Genomic DNA, 23,791 nt, shown 5'->3' with positions numbered 1-23,791 from the left:
CACGCTCACTGTTCAACTACGAGTTCAGGACATTGACTTTGACTACAAGTGCATTCGGATCTGGAATGGAAAAGGGAATAAACATCGGGTGGTTACTCTCGCCACAGAACTTATACCTTTGCTAAGAAATCAAATTGCTCAGGCTGATGAATACTTAAAATTAGATTCCCAGAATGAACGATATGCAGGTGTTTGGATGCCAAACGCACTAGCAAGAAAATATCCTAGCGCCAATAAGTCAATTGCTTGGCAGTATCTATTTCCCTCATATAAGTTAAGTGCAGATCCTGAAACTGGGGAGATCCGCCGACATCATTTTCATCAAACAGGAGTACGTAAAGCGGTTAAAGAGGCTGCCAAAAAAGCACAAATAACAAAACCTATAACGCCCCACACTTTTCGCCACTCTTTTGCTACACATCTGTTACAAAGTGGGGCAGATATTAGAACAGTACAAGCTCAGTTAGGCCATTCAGACGTTAAAACCACTCAGATTTATACCCATGTTTTACAGCAAGGCGCAAACGGTGTTGTTAGCCCTTTGAGCAAAATTTTCTAGCTTGTTTTGGGACATAAATAAGTTAATGGAACGTGCGCTTTGTGGAACAAAAGTAACGTTGACGACCGTCTTTTGTTCGCTCAAAACGCATTTCAGGTAAAGTCTAACCCCGTTCTTTTTAAACGGTGAGATTCGGGTATGGGCTACTACATTTTATACCTGGTAAAAAGTGCAGATCCCAGCAAACAATAATGATCACGGCAATCAAGTCGCGCCAGTTACTGGCATATCCGAATCAAAGCCAACACTGGTAAACAGGCTATCTAATTCAAGCTCAAAATCTTTGCGATTAACATCCAACGCTTTTAATGTTGTTCCGCCAAGTAACGCCTCTTGGCCCTTCTCTAGGCGTGCATGTAAACTGGCAATTACCGCACGAATGCGATCTCTATCTTGCTGTGCCAATGCTTTTTGACTTTCAGTTTCATGGTCAAGCTTTGCTAACATTTCCAACCGCTCAGAGAGCTCCTTGTACGCTAAAAAATCTAGCTCTAAATTTTTAAACAGTAATTGCTGCGCTTGGTCTTTACTGCTGATATCAACCTTTACGGGTCTTGTCATCATATCAGCCAGCAACGCTCGGAGCTTTTCGTAAGCGGCTTCATCTTGAGACGCGATGCTTGTATGGTCGAATAGTACTTCATGATCCGCAAATTGGAACTGCAGTAACGCTTCATTTTTGTCATGTTGCGACGTTTCGCCAGACGAGCCACTACTCATGGCACTCATAAAGTTTTGCTTAAAGGTGTGAGCACGACCCCCACCAGCAGCATGGTGATTGTCATTTGCTGTAAGCTGATTATGAGCGCTCGGGATCACTAATTTCTCTCGCTCTACAGGTGATAAGTTCAGTGAAGTAGGCTCTATGAGCGATACTTGATGTCCAGTTAAAAACGTTGGCATTGGGCAAGTCTAAAAAACAATCTCGGTGCTAGACCTTTGCAAGCATTATTCCAAATAAATATTTTCAACAATCAGCCGATGAATTGATATCAATAGCCACTGAACACGGAAATATTTCATTTTCTTAAATAACTCGTACAACTTCATGGGCAATTCATTGCCGCTTAGGTACGTTAGATTGCCCTAATTGATGGCTAGATGGCAACGAATCTAATACTAAACAAATTTCAAAATCTGTATTTAAAAAAGAAACGCCGTAGTAGCAACGAAAGCGGAATTTGGTACAAACCTTGCTGTACAAATATCAACCACTTAATGGATGTGCTTAATCATGAAATTGACGAAGGAAGAATTACAATTCATTAACCGAACGCTAGCCGGTAATCGCGTTGCAGGTCCGCTATTGCCGGAAGCTAGGGACCAAAAACAGCAAACTCACAGTGAGATTAAGAAGTTACTTGCGAGTATTTCTAATAGCTCTCAGTTTAGTCTCGTTGCCAAAAATGCCAACGAGCAAGTCGAGTTCCCACTTAGCGACTTGTCAGCATTGATGGAGATTTTAGACAACAACTTAGAAGCGCCTAATATCGTGGAAGCCGCTAACTCTTGTGCACCGCGTAGCTGGCGCACCTGCCCCTCAACGCCAGTTAGGTTCAGATTATCCCTCAAATGATGCCGTTTAACATGGTCTCCATATCCCAGTCCGGCGGACTGATTAATACTTTTCCCTATCAAGCAAATGCAATCCAAATTAATCTGATCAGCCGGATCGCTAAATTATATCTTGCCGACCCTATTCCACTGTTTGCAAACGTCCACTCGATAAAAGTGGCAAGCCCGCTGGAACTCGCCGTGTCCTTTGCGATGAATAAAACCGATAACGAAAAACTCAAAGCATTCATTCTTCATAACTACATACAGCGCAAGGGGTTAGATTAGCGCCTGATAATCGCGAACTCGCGCTACCTGCTCCCTATGCATATTATGCAGCCGTTCCTGATAGCCGCAACGATAGAATGGCTATAAGGATTGGTAAATCACTCGCATGGCGAGCAGTAAAAAGGCACAGCCCAGTATTTTATCAATCACAGCTCGCTTGGCCGTTAAATCGAATTTATCTCTTGCTGAAGCACTCAAAATTGAGACAATAAAATACCATAACGCATCAATCGTTAGCACGGTGATACACATGATAAACCCTACCGTTAAAGTCATCTTTTCTGGGTCGATAAACTGCGAAAAGAGTGCGACGAAGAAAATAGCTAACTTCGGATTCAAAAATGCAATTGCAAAACCATCCTGCGCTGCTTTGGCATACGACGTTGCCACTTGAGACTGTAATACCGCCAACCCTTGGCTCTTACTCATTAAGATTTTTATCCCCATCCATGCCAAGTAGGCGGCACCACCGTAAACCAAAAATTGGTATACAATCGGAAATTGATGAATAAGCCCTGACAACCCTAAGATTGCTAGGCTGGCATAAATTCCAACTCCCAAGCCATGCGCAAGGCTTGCGACGATACCATGTTTGGCACTATGAAATAGGCTATAACGCAAGACAACCGCTAAACTTGGGCCTGGTGACATCGCACCAAAAGCACAAATAGCAGCAAGGCTTAACCAGGCTGTAAGCTCCATAATTTTTCCGTAGAGGATTGCAAAACGCGTAGGATAACAGATTTGAAAAAATAGATGATACTTTGTAAGTAAAAAGGAGCTACTCGCTCCTTTTTACGTGTTTGTTATGCAGACTGCGTTCGTAATTCACATTCGGTTTGATGCCGACCAATAAACCAAATACTATTGGCTTCGCCATAGTAAGCTCTATGCTGTGTCTTATCTGCCATTCGCCAAAAAATAACACCTAGGATCATAGCGGTTAACTCCAAGCCAATAGAGGACCAATCTGTCGCTGGCCAAATACCTAGACTTGGGATTACCAAAGCAATGACTGAAGTCAGTGGCAACGAGAAGCACAAAATGGCAATCGCCCTTTGTGACCAAATTGCCGTTTTACTCATGCCAGTAATAAACGCCGCAATCAAGGTAAAACCAAAACATAGATAATAGACCCACATATATACAACATTGATGTTCATCTCGGTCAAGGCTGTCCATTTTGTTACAGCAAACGCCGCGGCTACACCTAACAATGAGCCCATTGCCACGCCAATAGTTAATTTCCCCATCACTCGGCTTGATTTTGATTGCTCCGGCTGCTTTTGCTTACGGCGCTTCTCAAGCCACAATAAATTACCCGTATAGAACAACACTGCGCCTAAAATACCCATAATAAAATAGGCCCAGCGACCAAATTCACCGCCATAACTCCCAAAATGAAGACCGAATAACGTGGTAACCACTGCACCCCAGATACCTTGGTCGCCATTCATGACACTGCTTGTAGAAATCTCAAACGTATAAGGATTCATAAACAAGAAGTCAGTTTTAGGTCCGCGCATTAAGTGCTCATCACTTACGAGTTGTATAGAAGCTGAAGGTCCTTTGCTATTTAAGCGACTGAGGGTAATTTCTTTAATTTGATGTTCAGGTGCATAAGCATGTGCCTTTGCCATGATTTCTTCAATGCTGGGTAAGTTCTCAACTTTAAACTCAACCGCTGACGGCGCTTCACGCCCAAATAGTGGTTTATCACCGTAAAGTTTACCTAGACCATCGTATAAGAAATCATGAAATGCGAATACAATCACCGTAATCGCGATAATAATATGAAACGGTAGGCTGGTGATCCCAATTAAGTTATGCGTGTCTAACCAAAAACGGCTAGTCCCTTTTTTGTCTCTTAATGCAAAAAAGCTCTTCACTAGGGTTGGCAATAAGAAGATCACCCCTGATACCAATGCTACGAAATACAAGATTGCAGCGATTCCAAGCACATAAACTCCAGCTTGGTCGTGACCGATTTCACCTACAATACCAGCGCTTCGGTGAAGATAATCAACCAATGACGACAACTCATTGATATAGCTGGTATGGGCTTCAAGCTCACCGGACTCATTCAATGTGCCATGCCATAGCTGCTTATCTAAGCTTAACCCTCTCGCATTACCTTGTTGGTACCATGTAATGGGAGATTGTCCTTCCTCAAAACTGACTTTAATCCCGTTTTGTGACTCTGGATATTGTACGAAAGCACGTCGGAGCAACTCATCATACTGGGTAGTTTCTACTTGCGACAATTGATGAGATGGGGGAGTCGCCCATTTATCGATACTGCTCGCAAACATCGTAATAGCACCAGCAAAGAATCCGATAAACAGCAGCAATCCTGTGGTGATCCCCGTCCAAGTATGAACGCTCTGGTAAATCCTTAAAATATCAGCGCGGATCTTCATGCCATCCCTCTTACAAAATACAATAATACATACACAACGATATTCGCCCCACCCAACCAAAGTACTGCTTGTTTATAATTTTTAAACATAAATACAAAGCTTAAAATTAACAGCCAAATAGGTGAAACCATCCACATATTGAACTGGGTGCGCCAACTGTGCTTCTCGACACTTATCGTTTGGGTTAGGCCGTCGCTACCAAGCCAAGCGAAAAGGCCAACTAGACCAAAACTCAACGCTAAGCCTAAAATAATGCCTGCCAGCGTTTTACCTAACCAATCGGGTTGAACCTTTTCGGCTTGTGACAACCGGCTCATTGTGATTTCCTAAAAAGTATTAAGATGGTGAAGGGAATAAGCGCGGTAAGCACCATGACACCGATAAGCCAACTAAATACGACCGCTGCACCTGAAAAAAGCTGCAATGCTAAAATCATGCCGCTCGCTAATAAAACATATCCGCCGATTCTGGCACTAATTGGCAAACGTTGCTTCAGCAAGCGCTGATTTTTATTGGTGCTATAAATCAGAATAATTGCAACACTTAAAAGAACAACAAAAGACACACTTAGCAAAGTAAAACTCCGTTTCACATTAAAATATAAAATTAAGGGCTGGTTAAGATTATAACGAACGTTGAAATTTCAGCAACACAAAAAATAACTCATATGATAATCATTTCTATTAGAAAGATTGTTTGGATTGTTTTCTTAGGTAATGACAATGATCTGGCAAGCCAATCATTGATGCTTCTGAACTTCGGAGTTACGGTTACATAAAAATATATAATGATTAAGCTGTGCTCCCCTCTATACTCATTATTAGTTAAGCACTTAACTATTTTCGAAACGCTCATAATATGTTCTTTTGTTGCGCTTTTTCCAATCTATCATTACGCTTAGAGAAGGTAATTTAGGATAAACGCACTGATGCAAATTGTTCTCTTATTGCTACTCGCCCTACTTAGTACCAACGCGCTGGCAAAAACGGATAGTCGTGCGGTACACATTTGCTTTGAGCGGTGGTGGCCTTACAGCTTTGTTAATGAGCAAAAACAAGTTCGGGGCATAGAGGTTGATATAATTAAATCAGCACTTATTGGCACTCCCTATCGAGTGACATTTCATGAACTTCCTTATCGTCGCTGTTTAGCAGGCGTTGCCGATGGTACTTTTGATTTTACTTTACATGTGGATGAGGCCGATGGCTTTCCAATCATTGATGTGTCATTCACCACTTGGCTGCTCTCTCTTGCGGTAAAACAAGGTCGCTTCAGCAACCCTGATGACTTTTATCAACTTGCCGCCCCAAGAGTCATGATCTCAGAGGATTACAGCTACCCGGAAGCGGCTGTACAAGGGCTGAAAAAAATCAACGCAGCCATTGTCAGCCGTTCGTTTTATGAGCAAAACCATGACGACGGCAAAAAGTTTTTTAGCGTACTCAATAACAACAGAGTTGATGCAATTTTAGTCGATAAAGTGTGGGCTTTAGAGATGATCCGCCGCCATCAACTCGAAGTCACTTTTCTACCGCGTCCTTTTCATGCTGAGCAGCAATTTATGGGATACAACATCGCTAACCAAGCGATGGCGAAGCGTATCGAATCGCTCTTAGAAAAGGTTTCGGATAAAACAATTAAAACTATTGAGATTAAATACTTAGGCGATGATTTTTAATTCCTAACGCAATAATTTCATGTTCAAATAACAAACAAATAACCACACTGCGATGATCTAGTCCTACACTTATAATATCCGTTTATCCATTTGCCTCGCACTCGAAGGAGCTCATATGAAGTCCTTATTTTCTTGGCTCACCGCATTATTATCTTTGATTATTCTTGGCGCTTGTGGTTATTGGTTTTGGCTAACGAGTGAGCAAGCAGAAATATACAGTGTAGAAAAAATAGCAAACAGCGAAAGCAATCCTATCATTGAGTTTTATCCGCATATTTCAAAAGTTACAAGGCCCGTCGATACCTTCGTATTTCCGATTGCGATAGGAGATATTGGTCCTAATACCAACCTATACTCTGGCCCTAACCAATATCCTTTTTACTGTATGACTCAGGACTCCGGCCTTGGTCAGCCAGAGATAGATAACCACGCGGGACTCGGAGTGCCGGTGATGGATGAGCAATCAAACCAAGTACTTGGTTTTAGTAAAGATTGCATGGCAAAAACGCGGTTACGCTACTTTGCGATAACCTCTGACAATCAAATCAAGCAGTTAGACAAGGGAAGCAAAGCGATAGACACAAACTTACTGTTACGCGTTGAGCAAGGCACCATAAATCGCTTCATTTATACCATAGTAATGCCAATCACAGTTGACGAAATGGGTGATAGACAGGCAAAGTCTCAATGGAATAACCGACTTATCTACCAATTTAATGGTGGTTCTGGGATTGGCTTTAGACAAGGCAGGCAAAAACCAGAGCGTGTGATAGATAGACAGCTTGAGCAGTTAAAGCTTGGCTACGCAGTTATAAGCTCTAGTGGCAATAAAACCAGCTACACCTACAACATGTTACTGGCCGAAGACACCGCAAGACGGGTGAAAAAGCAATTCACGAGTTTGTACGGAGAGCCGCTCTATACGGTCGGAATTGGCGGCTCTGGCGGTGGACTCGCACAATATTTGATTGCACAAAATAGCCAAGAGATCTTAGACGGCCTTATCCCACTTTATAGTTACCCTGATATGATCACCCAAACCACTTACGCGTTAGATTGTGATTTACTAAATAACTACTTTACTTTTAGAGCTAATGACAGAAAAGCATGGCGTGATTGGACCCGCCGCCGTCATATTGAAGGCATGAATGCAATTAACGACTTTCCGCAAAGGGCTGGTTTTTTGCAACCACTCAACCAATTAATGTCAGGATTTGTGCCCTCCTTTCCTGATGGTAATAGTGAATGTATTAATGGCTACTTTGGATTATCTACTTTTATTAATAATCCAAGGCAAGGGTTTTTAAGGGCCTTTTTTGAGGATGAGGTAGTTGAGAGAACAAACTGGAGTTACTGGCAAGACATGGCCAACGTATTTGGCACGGATCAATCAGGCTTAGGATTAAGCACTTGGGATAACGAAGGCGTTCAATACGGGCTCGAAGCATTAAAGGCTCAGCAAATCACAATGGCTGAATTTATTGATCTCAACAAAAAAATAGGCGGATGGAAGCCCCAAAACCAAATGCAACAAGAAGAAATTGTATTACCATTTGGCCACAAAGTACCTATTTGGCTCACTCTTTGGGGCAATCATAATATCACCACGCCAGATGATAATGGTGTAGCACCGAGGCACAGCGGTAGCCTCGCGGCGATGGAAAAAGCATATCGCTCTGGACAGGTATTTATTGGTAAGGTTGATATCCCCATTATTGACGCCAGACATTATCTTGAGAATGAGCTAGATATGCATCATATGTCTGCTTCATTTTATACTCGATTGAGAATGTCCGCCGCAGATTCAAACCCAGAGAATCAAGTGATTTGGGTCGCACATCAAGCGTTTAATCCAACTCAACTCGCATTTGAAAAAATGGATGAATGGTTACTCAACCTCAAAGCACAGCCAAATTTATCCGTTGCAGACGCAAAACCGAAGACACTTGCTGATACGTGTTTCGACGAACAAGGTAAAGTCATCGCAAGCGGCAACGCAGTGTTTAATGGTATCTGGAATAACCAGCCGCAAGGGACCTGTACTGCGAGATATCCGATGTTTTCTACCAGCAGAATTCAAGCCGGTGCGAACTGGGCTGGTGATATATTTAAGTGTCATAAAATATCGATTGAAGAGGCGCTTGCCAAAGGGGTTTACGGGAATGTAGATATCTCAACGCAACTCACCACACTTAAACAAATTTATCCAAAAGGCGTATGCGATTATAGTCAGCCCGATATGGGTAGACCGCAAGATCTTGATTGACAGAGAAAATATCACAGCTTAGACTTGGACCTAATAGGAGAACAATGGATTAGAATTAAGTGATGCAAGCATTATTTTCGTACGGCACATTGCAACAGGAGCAAGTGCAACTTGATACATTCGGCAGACGATTAGAAGGCGAGAAAGCGGTACTTTGTGGATTTAAAATTGGCCAAGTTAAAATAACAGATCCCACTGTGATTGCCAGTAGCCAAAAGGACATTCATCCCATTTTAATCGCGACAGGTAATGTAGAGGATGAAGTCGAGGGCACTGTATTTTTAATCACTGAAGCTGAATTAGCTCATGCAGACGAGTACGAAATGGATGAATATCAGCGCATTTCGGCAACTGCTGTTTCTGGACAACAATGCTGGATTTATGTAGCAAACCAAAAAGCTATTCTCGTAGAAAGTCTATAAAATGATAGAGCTTTCCTAGCTCTATCATTAGCTACTACATATATAAACTACTCACACGCCTTACCGCAGTTACTTATTGTGACTTGTTTCTGGCCCATATAGCTCGCAACGCCATATACTCGATTAAACGCAATCGCGCCGATAAACTGCCCATCATATAAAATACCTGGAATCCAATCACTGCTAAGCCAGCGACCGCTTGTTAACACGTATTTATTTATACGATTCGCACCGTTGGCAGCAACACTGAAGTTACCTCCCGAGAAGAATTTATAGTCGGAGTACTCTGGTACACTCCAATTTGAGCAAAATGTTTGCCATAGCCATTTGCATCACGCTTTAAATCAATATAAATATTCATACCTGTAACCAAGTTAGCGATAGTCTCTTCAATATCGATATTTAACGCTCGTTCAGCACTGCTAATATTTGCAGATACGCGCCTATCCGCTAAAATTTTCTGCATTCCAAACAATGCTCCTGGCTGCTCTAGCTCACTGAACTTTCTTAAATTACTTTTGATCAAATCATCAATTTTCGCTTTTGCGTAATCACTTGCAAAGTAATCAACAAATATACTTACGCCTGGTATGGAAAATAATCCCGTTGAGCAACTTGCATCAACCTTTCGATTGTAGTTAATCGCAAGGTCTTCCAAAGCCCCTGTATAGTAATTATATGTTGCGGTAGGAGCTAAGTTATTTAAACGTGCCGTCACAGTTACGCTGGGGCAAAGGATATCAATGCCGGAAAATTTGACCTTGGCATATAAGTTTATATTCTTGAGCGTCAACTTTACTTTGTAGTTAGTTGTTCCCGAAAAGGTTGCTGATACTCGCTTGGCATCAACGTCTATCGCATAAATACTTTTTACTTTACTCATGCCTGCAATATCACGACGCATACCCGATTCAGTTTCTAGCTCAAAGCTCCTCAGATCAGAAAACAAATTGTCGGCTACTGAGCCAATATTTATTGAGCGAGCAGACTCCACTGGTGAGGGCAGGCCGCTTGGTTTTGATAACTTAAGTGTTGTCTCTCCGGCATTAACACTTAGTGTGGTAATACCAATCAAAATCAAACCAGCAAGTTTACAGATGTCTTTCACGTTCACTTTCCTTATTATGAGTTGAATGAACCCATATTGTGTACAAATAATGTAACAGAAAAATGATGTGTTTATGTCGTTACTATTAACACAACTGAGCTGTTTCACATTCCGATACTGAATTAAGCCAACCCATTTGATTTAAGTCGTATCGTTTGCAGCCTCATCCTTTTTACATACACAATTGCGACATAGTATATCGGCGTTTACTAGAGACATGGACGTCTCCTTTACATAGTTTCTTTTAGATATCCACTTACCTAGTGCTTCATACATTTAAAAAACAAATTGTTATAATTTGTTAAACCCTATTCTAGAAACATTAAAATAGCGCTACACTCTTTTTGCACATATTGAAGAAAAGGAAATATTCGTGAAACGAGCCAGCGTTTTATCGTGCTGCATTGCTTTAGCATCACTAATTGGTTGTTCAACTGAATCAACACAATCAGATGTAGTAAAAACAGAAGGGATTTGGGCGGATATTCGTGTTACTTCAAATGATGAAGGCTCCCGAGTTGTTACTGAGTTCAATTTAAACAGTAGTTCTGGTGCGAACGTCATTCTTTCTGATGGTGATAGTGTTAGAGCAACACTCGGAAATGAAAGAAAGATATTGGTAAAAGATCACGACCTATTCGATGTCGATTATCAGGGTTATTTTACAGCAACTGCAAAAAATTCTGAGCTAACACTTGAGTTCATTCGTGATAAAGAGAATGAAAAATTAACCTCTAGAGTGAAACTTCCTGCACCAATAAAGCTTTACGCTCCAGTTTCTGAACGATTCAACCGTAATGATGACATTTTGGTCGAGTGGAGAGAAGAAAGTGACATCACTACCAAGCTTTTTCTCGAATTTAAATCGTTTTGTACAAAGACGACTGGCGAATCAAGCCTTATAAGCTTCGAATCTGAGATACTAGAGTCTGGTGGGCAATATAAAATTCTATTGAGTGAATTAACAGGCTTTGATGATGACGCACTAGATAAAACAAAGCCATGCGACACGACAGTAACATTGTTCCGTACCCGAAAAGGCGCTATCGATACCAAATTTAAAGCTGGCAGTCGAATAAATGCCATCCAGGAAAAACAATCGGAAAAGTTCCAAATTACTCTTAACTAGTTAATTACTATAACTTCCCCCTCTTCTAAAAGTTATTTTAAAAAACTAATTAAGAGTAAACATAGCCCAAAGCTCTCGAAAGAGAGCTTTTTCTTTATAGGTATCCCACTCCTTCTAAGTACTTTCCAACTTTAGGGAGTATCTCCTGCTTACTACATTAAAGCTTTACGACTCAAAACAAGTGAAAGTTTCCAATAAGTTATTGATAAGGTTTCCCTTTAAAAGTTAGCCTCATAATGAAGCACACCTGCATCGACAGGACATCCGATATAAAAAAGCCTCAACATGTAGTTGAGGCCTTTTCAATGCTATAACTGCAGTTAAACTTAAAAGCGATAGCTCAAATTCAGTGCTAAATCGTTTACATCATTGGCAGAAATGAAATAGTGGCTAAAATCTACTCCTAATGTTAACCCTTCACTGAGTTGATAGTGAACACCACCGCCTATGTAACCACTAGTACCGCTGTCTTCGTAACGAGTGGAAAATCGACCATCCCGAACACTGTTAATCTTGTAATCCCAATTAAACGCACCCAAGAACATTTTACCAACAAATTTATCTGCAAATGATTTTGAGTAATTGAATTGCAATGCCAGACCTTCAGGCAAAACCGGAGCGACTCGCGCCAACGCCATTTGGCTTTGCTCAGGATCCGCACTCATGCCGGTAAAATCGACGCTTCCTTGACCAAGGTCAATATAGCGAAGACCGACTTGCCAATTAGGGACTAATTCATAAAACGCCCCTATTGACCAACTACTGCTGTCTTCATCTAAATTGACAACACTTAAATCCCTAGAGCTGATTTCACTGTCAGCAGTTGATTGTCCTAGGGTTGCTTCCAATTGCCAATTGCTCGCCTGTGCCTGCGTGCTTAATAAACAACTCGTACTTACCAACGCAAAAGCGGGTAATAGTGATTTTTTACGGCGCAGTACCACTGCGCTGATTAATAATAACAACATGCCTCCCATAGTCCCTGAGGACTTGTTGGTAATTGATGTAACTTGTTTAACGGATACCGTGACGCTAACTTGACCCTCAGCCATAGCGCCAAATTCATCTTTAACTGTATAGATAATGGTATCAACACCTTCAAACCCTGCTTTTGGTGTGTAGCTCAAGGTGCCATCGATGTTGATGGCCACAGTACCTTGGCCTGCAGTTGCAGAAACAACACTTAACACGCCACCTTCAGGGTCGCTATCATTTGCAAGTACATCAATAATAATTTGCGCTCCATTTGAGGTTGCAGCGTCGTTCGCAACTTGTGGTGGCTGGTTGGCGATAATAGAAACCGTCGCAGTACTGTTACTCGACCCCCCCTGCCCATCAGTGACACTATATTGAATAGTCGCATTACCGATAAATGCAGCAGGTGGCGTGTAGTTTAATTGATTATTGTCAATACTAACTGCACCGAAATCGACACTCGCACCCGTTATGGTAAGTGCATCATTATCACTGTCCGTATCATTTTCGAGCACGTCAATGACAATAGTTTGCCCCGACACAATTGTCACACTGTCGGCGTTAGCTACAGGCTGCGCATTATTCGTAATCGGTACCGCAATGCCGCCAGGGTCGACAATACTGCCGTTAGCAATACCATCGTCATCATTTGGACCACCATCAACAATACGTAGTTGCACACACCAATCACCGTCGCTAAGACCCGCGTTCCATTCGTTACTTCCAGGAGGTGGACAGAAACCCGGCTCACCTTGAGTTGAGAGTAACTCGTTACCTTCTCCAATCACAAAGTCTTGCCACTCACCGCCAATCAATTTGCGATAAACCGCATTAAGTGGAATAGGCTTGCGTTGTGGTAAAACAATACTATATACATCACCGGGTTGTGGTAACCCCGTCGCAATAAAGTCAAACAAACCACCTGCATTATTGGCATTGGGATCTGAAGGCAGCTCTGATTCCAACAGCTGTAGACCACCCGTATTATTTTGTGGCACGGTAGCGCCTTTACGTAAACATACACCTGGGTCGCCTTCAACTAAGAACTGGCTAGATTCTAACGCTTGCTCTTGCACCACATTACAATCAGTGATCGCATCCATGAAATCAGGAATACCGTCTTCGTCCTCATCGGCGTAGCCTTCTTGATCGTCAGGAATTAAATCACCGTCACTATCCTCTCCGGTCAACGGTGCTAAAGAGTCAACAATTTCTATAAAGACATTGCGAGATGTTGACAGACTTGGCGTCGCATTATCTTCAGCCGTAACCCTTACTTTATAAATACCCGCAGCGACATTGGCAGGGTTAAACTCAAAGATAAATGGATCATTCGATGTATTGACTAACGCCGCATCCGGCTGCCAGCTGACACTCACAAGATCATTCGGGTTAGGATCAGCGACTATAGCTTCTATGGTAACCACTTCATTAGAGGCGGTAATTAGGCTACGCTCTTCACCATTTTGCTGCACAACTGCCGATAAACTTGGTGCCACATTCTGCTCAACAATTGTTACTGTTGAAGTCGATTTAGCGCCTCTATTAACTGAGTCACTAAGTGAAATCACAATGGTTTCGTTATCTTCGCTTATACCATCAGCAAATATATTAAAGCTAATGCTAGCACTCGTGCCTGAGTTTATTACTACTTCACCCGACTGTAAGTCATGATCACTGCTATCCGCTGAACCCGAAACGGTATAAGGTACGGTTACGGGGTAACTTGGTGCAGGGCCATTTAGATACACCTTAATCGAGTGACTGCGATCTTCTGCAACTCTACTATCTTTTTGCAGTGACACCAGAGGGTTGACGTTAAGATTCTGGCTCGCAGTGGCTTGTTGTCCTTGATTATCCGTTGTCTGCCAATAAACAATGTGTTTACCAGGCGCAAAGATAGGAATTCCTCTAACTAAAGATACCGGTAGTGGATTCCCTGAGCTATCTGATGCAACCGCGGTACCAAGATTCACTTTGGTGAATAAGCCTGTAGCGTTCACGGTTAAGTCACTCGGTGCAGTAATTGATGGCGCATTGCCCGTACTCGTACCATTAATCGTGATACTAGCATTTGCCTTTGCCCTCGCTTTACTATCATCTTCAATCAAATAAGTAACGACTATTGGTACTTGTGAGTTTTGCACAGCTTGGTAAGTCAAGGTGTTATTGGCTATGAACGCAGAACCAATTGAGGCTTTAGCGCCAATAATTCTGAGCGTTCCGCCATCAGGATCACTGTCATTGCTCAACACAGGAAGCACATACTGATTGGAAGCTACTGCATCGAAGGTGAAGCTGTCATCAACGGCAATAGGTGCATCATTTACGGAAGTTACCGTCATCGCAACAGAAGCCGTATTTGACTTAAATTCACCATCCGACACAGTGTAAGTAAATACATCAGAGCCATTAAAGTTCGGCAATGGTGTATAGCTAAATACAGTGCCTTGAATTTGAACTACCCCATTTTGTGGCTGCGACACTAACTCCATTGTCAATGCATCACCGTCGGCATCACTAACATCTGCAGAGAAGCTCGTGGTCCCGTCTTCAAGCACGCTTCTTTGCATATTGTTTGCAATCGGCGCGGCGTTAACTGGCTCAACGTTAATTTCGAATGCTGGTAAGCTGGCTTGTAATGCACCATCACTAACACTGATGATAACATTGCTATAGGTACCCACATCCTCCCTAGTCGGCGTACCCGCTAAACCACCAGAAGAGGTATCAAAGCTAGCCCATGCTGGTAGGTTGGTTACTGAGAACGTCAACGTTTGAGAATCTATGTCAGATGCTGTCGGTGTAAAGCTATATGCTTCGTCTTGTTTGACACTTGTTGTTGGCGTGCCTGAGATAATTGGTGCGTCGTTAACCGCATTGACTAAAATGCTAAACGCTGGCAGCGATGCATCAACTTGGCCGTCTGACACCGTTATAACAATCCCGCTGTATGTACCGTCTTGCCCCTCGGTTGGTGTACCAGTAATAGCACCTGTGGTATCGTCAAAACTTGCCCAGACAGGAAGATTTGCAACACTGAATGTTAAGCTATCACCATCAGTATCCGATGCAAAAGGCGTGAAGCTGTATGCAACATCTTCATTAACCGAAGTCGCAGGGGAGCCAGAAATAACCGGTGCATCGTTTACCGATGTCACTGTAATATTCACAGTCGCCGTATTCGACGCTAACCCTTCGGCATCTTGTACCGTATAAGTAAAGCTATCATTCCCGAAGAAGTTAGCATTCGGCGTATAAACAATATTACCTGTCGTTAGTATTTGCAGTGAGCCGCCCTGAGGCTGACTGACAATTGCAACACTTGCGGCATTGAGCTGACTGTCTACGTCTGTATCATTACCCAATACGTTGATTTCAATATTACCATCTTCGAGTAATTGAGCTGTATTGTTAACAGCAACTGGCGCATCATTAACCGCGGTGATATTGACTGTAACCGTTGCAGGGTCAGAGCGTAATCCTTCACTATCTTCGATAGTATAAGTGAAAGTCAATGTACCATTTTGATCTTGTTTAGGTGTAATCGCTAGCACACCATCTGAACCAACCGTAACGGTGGCAAGGTCGTAGTTGCCCGCACCATCCCCTTTATCTTCAAGCACAATATCCGAACCATCAAAACCTTGATCTTCAACATCAGAGTCATTTGCAAGAATTGCCAATGTTGTTGCAGTATCTTCGTTTGTTGTTACCGTGTCATTTCCTGCCACAGGTCGGTCGTTTACAGCACCAATATTAACGGAAATCGTGGCAATATTTGACTTACCACCTTCACTGTCAAGAATCGAGTAAGTAAAGCTATCACTCCCCGTCTCATTGGCATTTGGCGTATAAGTAATGGTGCCATTATTCAAGTCTATTGCCGCTTGGCCTTTACTTGGCTGCGACTCAAGCGCAATAGTACCAGTTGGGTTGGTATCTTCGACATCCGTTGCACTTGCTCTAATCGCCAATGCTGAAGTTGGCGTGTCTTCGTCTATATTCGGTGTAAAGTTAGCCGCGACTGGTAAGTCATTTACCGGCGTTATAGTAATACTAACCGTTGCCTCATTTGATTCAGCCTGAGTTGAATCTTTAACCGTATAAGTAAATGAGTCAGCACCATTTGCATTGGCAGTTGGCGTAAAGGTGACAATGCCATTGGTCACACTGACTTGGCCTTTTGTTGGCTGCGTTTTAATCGTGACCGATGATGCTACCATGTTGTTTTCAGGGTCACTATCATTGACAAGCACATTCACCGAGTTAGAAGCATCCTCCAGCGTAGTGAGCGTGTCATTTGCTGCTGTTGGTGCATCTTCAACCGCATTCATGTTGATTGTCACGGTATACACAGGCGAACTAGCATTCGCACTGTCTTCAACATGATAGGTAAAGCTATCGGTATGATTCTCGCTGCCCCCATGAACATAGCTAAAGCTACCATCTGTATTGAGCGTTAACGTGCCGTATTGCGGATCTGTGTCTTTCACTATCGTTAGGCTATCGTTTGAATCAAGGTCATCATCACTCGCAAGTGACAGCAGGCCATTATTAAAGTCCCGCGTTAGTGTTGCGCCTTCATCTATAGTGAAGCTAGTATTTTGCCCCGTTGGAGCATCATTGGTATTCACTACTTCAATATTAAATGCTGTGAGCGTATCGCTATCCGTACCATCGCTTACTGAGATTTCAATATTAGAAGTGGTGCCAACGTGAGAATCATCAGGAGTACCTGACAGCTTACCTGTTTGAGGATCAAACGTTGCCCAACTTGGCCTATTCGTAATACTAAAGGTATGTGTATCGCTTGTGTCAGAATCAGTCAAGGTCGGCGTAAAGTCGTATTCACTGTCTTCATTGACGCTCGTTGCCGGTGTGCCTGTAAGCACAGGGGCAACATTATACTTTTTAGTGACGGTGTCAGTTACTGCGCTCGATTTATTCCCAGCGTTGTCAGCTACAGTTACAGACAACGTCAATGTTCCCTCGTTTAATGAGGTGACATTAATTCCGGTCTCTTGGTGGGTAGTGCCCGTTATAGATATCGCACTTGAGCTAGATACTGAACTGCTACCGTCTGATATTTCATAGGTAAAGCTGCCCGCAGATTCCAAGCCCGTTAATGTGAAGCTAAATGCAGTTTCATTACCTGCATTGATTAAATCTTGGTCAATCGCAGCTGAAATCCCACTTGGTGCTGAGTTATCTAGCGTGACTGTCGTGCTCGCTGCGCTTGAGGTATTGCCAGCAGCATCACTTTGCGATGCTGTTACCGTCAATGTGCCATTGTTAAACGTGCTAACATCAAATTCTGAGCCACTTATTGTCCACCCGCCAGAGCTATCCGCAGTCACTGTACGATTCAAACTATTTATACCGTCATGGATAGTAACGGTTACACTATTGCTTGCTTCAGCCCCGTCCCCAATATCAGCACATCACTATCTTCTGATGCATTTATAAAATCATCACCTTCGATAGGCGTTGTGATCGCAGGTGCAGACGGTGCAGAGTTATCCAATGTGATCGTGGTACTAGCTGCACTTGAGGTATTACCTGCGGCGTCACTTTGAGTAGCTGAGACCGTCAATGTGCCATTGTTAAACGTACTGACATCAAATTCCGAGCCACTTATTGTCCAAGTCCCCACACTGTCCGCAGTGACCGTTCGACTCAGGCTATTTACACCGTCATGAATAGTAACGGTTACACTATTACCCGATTCAGCACCCGTTCCCACTATCAATACATCATTATCTTCCGCTGCATTTACTCGGCCATCACCTTCAATTGGTGTCGTAATTATCGGTGCTGAAGGCGCTGTATTATCTAATGTAACAGTGGTATTTGCTGCACTAGAGATATTTCCTGCTGTATCTGTCTGCGTCGCCGATACAGTCAATTCGCCATTGCTAAACCCACTAACATTGAACTCACTGCCGCTAATAGTCCAGTTCCCGCTACCATCGGAAGTTACATTTTTACTTAGCGTCGCTGAGCCGTCAGTTATACTCACACTAACAGTCACGTTAGCATCCGCACCAGAGCCAACAATCAAGACATCATTGTCTTCAGCGGCATTAATTTTACCATCTCCCTCAATTGGAGTCGTAATACTGGGCGCTGAAACATTCGTATCAATGACCATTGATAAGCTATTACTATTGGTAATATTACCAGCGGTGTCCGTCGAACGTGCTGTGATTGCGTGCGTACCACTGGTCATCGCTGAACTTGGAGTAATAGTCCATGCACTTCCCGCAGCTGTGGCTGAGCCAACAACGCCATCAAGATCAGAAATTAGTGTCACTGTATCGCCAGTAGTTGCACTTCCTGTGAATGTGGGCGTTGTATCATTAGTAATGTTATCTGCATTTGAGGAGCCGGTATCACTCCCAGCGGTCAGATCTGGCGTGCTTGGCGCAGTAGGGGCTGTATTATCGATCGTTACGCTTAAAGAACTAGAGCTAATACTTACGTTCGTGCTCGTATCCGTGGCAGTCGCAAAAATCGAATGTGATAACCCTGCAGTCAACGGATCCGTTGTAATTTGCCAATTACCACCTGTTGCTGTGCCAGTACCAATGACCGTGGTGCCTCCACCTACTTGATTACTATATAATTTAACCGTCGCCCCGCTCTCAGCAGTACCACTGAAAGTTGGTGTGGTGTCATTGGTAATGTTGTCTGAGCTTGAAGCCCAGAGTCTGAAGCCGCATCCAAGTCTGGTGTCGATGGCGCATTTGGGGCCACGTCATCGTTGACTGTTATCGTGAATGACTCTTGATAACTTGCGGTTCCATCACTCGTTTGAATACAAATAACATAGTTACCCGGAGATGTTGATGCTTGCGTTTGTAACGTATCACCTGAAAATTGGAAACTGCCGTTACCCGTATTTGCGCTACACGTGCCACCATCGCTACTACCAGCCGTAACCAAGCTATAGGTATGACTGTCACCACTTTCCACATCTGTGGTGCTGGCTGTCGCCACGTCCGCAGCAGTTCCGGTATTCGATTGGTCTATGCTTGTTGCTGTCAATGCAATATCGGTAGGGGCATCATTTACGGGAGTAATAGTAACTGCCGCCTGATTTGTGCCAACACTGTCTGCCGTACCATCATTAAAGGTATAGTTGAGTGTTACAGACGAGCTTGGATCCTCGGAGCTGTTACCGTAGCCAATTGATTGCAGCACATTATTCACTAGCACGGAAGTAGCACTGCTGTTGAAAGTAAGTACCAGTGTGCCTGCAGAGTTAGTTGTTACTGTACCGACCTCAGTGCTATCGTAACTTAACGTGCCTCCCTGAGTCAGCGTACCAAGCAACCCTGTGTTACTAAAGATATCTTGACTGTTAGCGCCACCTGAGCGTGAGATTGTTAGCGACGCACCATCATAGTTACCATTTCCGCCATTAAGTGCGTCAAGTTCAGTATCCGAAACGGTCATATCTGAATCGATAACAGTAACTGCCCCACCTTCAGTGAAGGTATTACCACCATTTAAATTACTAAAGATGGGCTCGTCATTCGCGGCTTCAAAGGTGATCACCGTATCACTTCCAGAGTCAGCTACCGTGAATGCAAGATCGTTTCCAGGAGCATTCGTAAGTGAAAGCGATACTTCTACACCTGAGAAATCGGTTGCATTGGTATCTACCTCCAACGTGCTAGTGCCGTTGAAACGAATATTGCTAGTCGATAATCCTGTGACGCCTGTAATGGTTATCTTATCTCCGATACCAAGATCGGCTATTGTGTCGCCGTTTAAGGCACTTTGCTCACCGACAAAATTATCGTTACCATCGTTACCTGTCATGGTATCTGTACCACCACCAGGACGTATGACGTCTGCGCCACTGCCACCTGTAAACGTATCAGAGCCATCCAAGTCGGTTGCCGTTATTTCTAACACATCTCCCGAGAATGCAGAAGCGTCTATTACCAAATCTGCAGTGATTGCACTGCCATTATCGTTGCTAACCGATAGAGTTTGACCATCAGCGTTAAAGTTATCAGTGAGCTTAATTGTCGCTGCGTGATTTGTGCCAATTGAAATGCCATCAATAGCAGAAACTGAAGTGGTTGAGAAATCAAATGTTCCGCCATCCATGAGTTTTAATGTCTCACTGCCTGAAGCCCCTGAAATTGCCGTCGCAAAATCACTCAGATTGGCTGTATCAATCGCGACAGTTGCACCACTGGATAGACTGAGGTTTCCTATATTAAGGAACACACCTCCGGTTACATCCGCACCATCTGACGCTAAAACCAAATCCGCTACATTAGTGTCACCAGTTAAATCGCCATAATAGGTGCTACCACCAATATTGAAGGTAACTGCATCATCATTAGCAGTTGCTGAAACATCAGTGGTACCGTTACTGATGGTAATAGTCCTAGTATTGCTAGAATCGTCACCAACACTATAAACTTCAACCGAAGAGAAAGTTGTGATATCCCATCACCAGAAATATTAATAGTTTGCGTTCCAGCTGCTGAAATATTACCAGTAAAACTTTCATGTTGAGCTACTGTCATGGAAACAGACGCGCCGGAGGCTATCGTTAAATTACTGACCGCGTTTATACTTGCTGCCGTAATATCAGCACCAGAACTTAACGACAAAGTATCGGCAGTGGTATTTTCGCCAGTAATTGTTCCAGTATAGGTAAGCGAACCTAAATCGAAGGTAATTGCATCTGAAGTTGAAGTACCAGTAACAGAATGACCCGCACTGCTCACGGTCACCGTTCTTGAATTGGTTGAATCATCGGATAAAGTATAATTTTCAAGCGCTGAGACCGTTGTAATATCGCCATTGCCAGAGACAGTTAGAGAATTAGTGCCGCCGCCGGAAACCGTACCAGTAAATGACGACAACTGAGATACTGAAACTGTTGCAGAGCCACCAGTTGCTACAGAAAGGTTTTCAAAGCCACTCACTGTCGCCCCAGATATACTTCCCCCATCACTAATTGAAAGCGTATCTGTACCACTGCCTCCTGCTAGAGTACCGGTAGCTGTGAATGTACCAACATTTACAGTGTCGTCACCACTGCTGCCTGTTACACTTTGCCCAGCAGCGCCAAGCGTAAAGGTATTAGCCGCTGAAAGTATATAATTTTCAATTGCACTGTTACCCGTTAAACCATCACTCACATCACTGATTGTAATCGTCTCGGTTGCCGCTGCTGTGATTGTTGAGAAGCTGTCATGCTGAGCTTCCGTCATAGTGACTGACGCATTATCACTTAAGGTCAGTGATTCGAAACTGCTGAGCGTAGCGCCACTGATGTTTGCACCATTATCTGCTTGTAGAGTATCTGTGCCTGCGCCAGCTGCGAGCATACCTGACGGCGTAAACCCGGTTACATTAACCGTGTCATCCCCGCTGCTACCCGTCACATTTTGTGCTGCTGCTCCCATGGTAAAGTTCATTGCAGCACCTAACACATAGGTTTCAATATCGCTATCACCGGTTAGGGTTTGATCTCCATCGGCGCTAGATATTGTAAATTGGTTCGTGCCTGAACCATTGATGGTAGTAAACGCATCATGCTGCGCTTCGGTCAGCGTTAAAGAACCGTCATTGTCTGGGGTTAATGTTTCAAAATTAGCTAGCGACGTAAAGTTAGCTAGATTAGAGCCCGTTACTACAAATAGTGTATCGGTACCTCCGCCCCATCCGCAGTTGAACCAGCAATGTGGCTAGTATCAGCAATAGTCAGTGTTTCATCGTCACTGGTAAAGGTAATTGATGGAGATAAGTTTGTGCCGTTTGTTGTATTAAAACTGGCTGCGGTACTGCTTGCTGCAGTGACATTATTCACGGAAATAGTAGCAGTGCGAGAAGTACTATTCACCGTACCGTCGTTGATCACAACAGTTACGATTCTTGCGGTTTCATTGGGACTACTGGAGGTATTGTTGTAAGTGATCGCCTGTAGGAAGGTTTGCACTTCTGACGCTGAAGCAGTTGCACCAGTTATAGAAATTGTATCTTGTAGCGAAATATCAGATGAACCCGAAATTCCCGTCAATGCATCTTGAGCCGATGCACTGACATTCAGGCCTTCAGATGCACCGTCTTGATCGTTAGTAAGACTTACTGTTATGGTGGTAATTGTGTCGCCATCAGCTTCCGTCACAGCAGCATTCGCGGCGATATTTACCGCACTACCACCTTCAGAAAATGAAGCACTACTATTATCGCTACCACTCGTTGAATCTAAATCAACTGCAGGAGCGGTGTTGGCCGTCGAGAAATTAAAGGTAGTATCGTCACTGATCCCCGCAAAACTGTTTCCCGCAGAGTCATCAACAGCAGTTGCATCAATACGAATGGCGTAGTCGCGATTACCTGTTAGGTCATTAGTAGGGTTTATATAAATTTTATCATTTGTAATGCCAATACGACCTGCACTTGGGCTAGTCGTCGTACCGTCGCTTTCTGTCGCGACATCAAACACTTCAAAATCACTACTACCACTGACGTCACGAATAGTAATGTTACCAGTTCCAAGGACTATATTTTCGTTGAAGTCAATAGTAATACTACTACTTCCTGAGACCCCTGTCGCATTGTCATTCGGTGTTGAGTTTCCACCATCGAACGTAGGTGCAACCTCATCGATATCTGTAACCGTAATGGTAATGTTTTGTGTAGCCGTGTTGTTGCTACTTCCACCGTCATTGGCAGTAACCGTAATATTGTAAATATTGTCGCCGCCGTTGTCTCCCGGCGATTCATAATCCGGTGCAGTCTTAAACGTGATGACACCAGAGCTTGAGTTAATACTGAACTGCGAAGCGTCTGTACCAGATAAAGAGTAAGTGATCCCTGAGTCATTGCTACCGCCATCACCGTCGACAGCATTAACATCAAGCACTGTGCCTGTGCCATTTTCTGCAAAGTTAGTCGATGCGCTGCTGTTAAAGGATGGAGGATTATTACTAGGCGTTCCAGGATCCCAACTACAAAGCGGAGTTAGCATTTCGCAATCGCTCTGGTTATCTAAAGCACTACATTCAGGAGCCCCTGTACACTGCAAAAACTCAAGCCGACCCCAGTTTGGATCGCGCGTGACCGTAATGGCTTTGCTAGTTAATCTTGACTGCACGTACTCTAGTGCTTGCTGATGAACACTGGTATGAGCCGCCCCACCTTGTAATGCCTCTGCATTTGCTAGCGTTGATGAAGCCACTGCCACAGGTAATTGAATGGCTGCACTGCATAACAATGCGGCCTTAATATGGGTTTGTAGTTTACTGTGCCTAAATATCACTGCGCTGTTATGTTCTGTATCCATAGTTTTATCCACATTTTATACCCAGAAGCTCATTTCCGAGGTAGAAACGACCTTTATCCAACTTGTTGT

12 protein-coding genes and 2 pseudogenes are annotated in these 23,791 nt (G+C 43.4%); 7 read left to right on the top strand and 7 right to left on the bottom strand.

The window, feature by feature from the left end; genetic code table 11:
• Positions 1-4 precede the first annotated feature (4 nt).
• A pseudogene (locus B1L02_RS19485) lies at positions 5-559 on the top strand (integron integrase); the annotation flags it as partial.
• Between the two features lie 204 nt (positions 560-763).
• Here B1L02_RS19485 and B1L02_RS19480 read toward each other — a convergent pair.
• Positions 764-1,462, bottom strand: a complete 699-nt coding sequence (locus tag B1L02_RS19480; protein ID WP_088532458.1) for a hypothetical protein — start codon at positions 1,460-1,462, stop codon at positions 764-766.
• 331 nt (positions 1,463-1,793) lie between these two features.
• Here B1L02_RS19480 and B1L02_RS24710 point away from each other — a divergent pair, with 331 nt between their 5' ends.
• Together B1L02_RS24710 and B1L02_RS24705 are read left to right on the top strand one after the other, a co-directional pair.
• Positions 1,794-2,135 (top strand): hypothetical protein, encoded by a 342-nt coding sequence (locus B1L02_RS24710; RefSeq protein WP_232003221.1) that lies wholly within the window; start codon positions 1,794-1,796, stop codon positions 2,133-2,135.
• A gap of 11 nt (positions 2,136-2,146) precedes the next feature.
• Positions 2,147-2,401, top strand: a complete 255-nt coding sequence (locus B1L02_RS24705) for a hypothetical protein (RefSeq protein WP_232003220.1) — start codon at positions 2,147-2,149, stop codon at positions 2,399-2,401.
• Positions 2,402-2,482: 81 nt separating this feature from the next.
• Here the strand turns inward: B1L02_RS24705 and B1L02_RS19470 are convergent, their stop codons facing one another.
• The 4 genes from B1L02_RS19470 to B1L02_RS19455 form a co-directional block, all read right to left on the bottom strand.
• Positions 2,483-3,103 (bottom strand): LysE family translocator, encoded by a 621-nt coding sequence (locus tag B1L02_RS19470; protein ID WP_088532457.1) that lies wholly within the window; start codon positions 3,101-3,103, stop codon positions 2,483-2,485.
• 104 nt (positions 3,104-3,207) lie between these two features.
• Positions 3,208-4,821, bottom strand: coding sequence for a PepSY-associated TM helix domain-containing protein (locus B1L02_RS19465; RefSeq protein ID WP_088532456.1), 1,614 nt, complete (start codon positions 4,819-4,821; stop codon positions 3,208-3,210).
• A complete protein-coding gene (locus B1L02_RS19460) occupies positions 4,818-5,138 on the bottom strand; it encodes a hypothetical protein (RefSeq protein ID WP_010377819.1) in 321 nt (106 codons plus the stop codon). Before B1L02_RS19460 ends, B1L02_RS19465 begins: the two co-directional genes overlap by 4 nt.
• Positions 5,135-5,386, bottom strand: coding sequence for a hypothetical protein (locus tag B1L02_RS19455; RefSeq protein ID WP_223192213.1), 252 nt, complete (start codon positions 5,384-5,386; stop codon positions 5,135-5,137). Before B1L02_RS19455 ends, B1L02_RS19460 begins: the two co-directional genes overlap by 4 nt.
• Before the next feature lie 363 nt (positions 5,387-5,749).
• Between B1L02_RS19455 and B1L02_RS19450 the strand changes: the two genes are divergently transcribed.
• The 3 genes from B1L02_RS19450 (at position 5,750) to B1L02_RS19440 (ending at position 9,187) form a co-directional block, all read left to right on the top strand.
• The gene (locus B1L02_RS19450; RefSeq protein ID WP_017216652.1) at positions 5,750-6,499 is read left to right on the top strand and encodes a substrate-binding periplasmic protein; all 750 of its coding nucleotides are present in this window, start codon (positions 5,750-5,752) and stop codon (positions 6,497-6,499) included.
• 115 nt (positions 6,500-6,614) lie between these two features.
• On the top strand, positions 6,615-8,765 hold the full coding sequence (locus B1L02_RS19445) for a DUF6351 family protein (protein WP_088532454.1): 2,151 nt from the start codon (positions 6,615-6,617) through the stop codon (positions 8,763-8,765).
• Between the two features lie 62 nt (positions 8,766-8,827).
• Positions 8,828-9,187 carry a gamma-glutamylcyclotransferase family protein gene (locus B1L02_RS19440; protein ID WP_174694586.1) on the top strand — a complete coding sequence of 120 codons (360 nt, stop codon included), beginning with the start codon at positions 8,828-8,830 and terminating at the stop codon, positions 9,185-9,187.
• Positions 9,188-9,404: 217 nt separating this feature from the next.
• On the opposite strand, the gene B1L02_RS19435 is transcribed toward B1L02_RS19440, so the two are convergent.
• The gene (locus tag B1L02_RS19435; protein ID WP_232003219.1) at positions 9,405-10,262 is read right to left on the bottom strand and encodes a hypothetical protein; all 858 of its coding nucleotides are present in this window, start codon (positions 10,260-10,262) and stop codon (positions 9,405-9,407) included.
• 406 nt (positions 10,263-10,668) lie between these two features.
• On the opposite strand from B1L02_RS19435, the gene B1L02_RS19430 reads away from it, so the two are divergent.
• On the top strand, positions 10,669-11,424 hold the full coding sequence (locus tag B1L02_RS19430) for a hypothetical protein (RefSeq protein WP_088532452.1): 756 nt from the start codon (positions 10,669-10,671) through the stop codon (positions 11,422-11,424).
• A gap of 326 nt (positions 11,425-11,750) precedes the next feature.
• On the opposite strand, the pseudogene B1L02_RS25230 reads toward B1L02_RS19430, so the two are convergent.
• Positions 11,751-23,722: pseudogene (locus tag B1L02_RS25230) on the bottom strand (Ig-like domain-containing protein).
• Positions 23,723-23,791 lie beyond the last annotated feature (69 nt).

The sequence above is a fragment of the Pseudoalteromonas piscicida genome (assembly GCF_002208135.1).
Taxonomy (GTDB): domain Bacteria; phylum Pseudomonadota; class Gammaproteobacteria; order Enterobacterales; family Alteromonadaceae; genus Pseudoalteromonas; species Pseudoalteromonas piscicida_A.
This window is presented reverse-complemented; position numbering and strand designations above follow the sequence as displayed.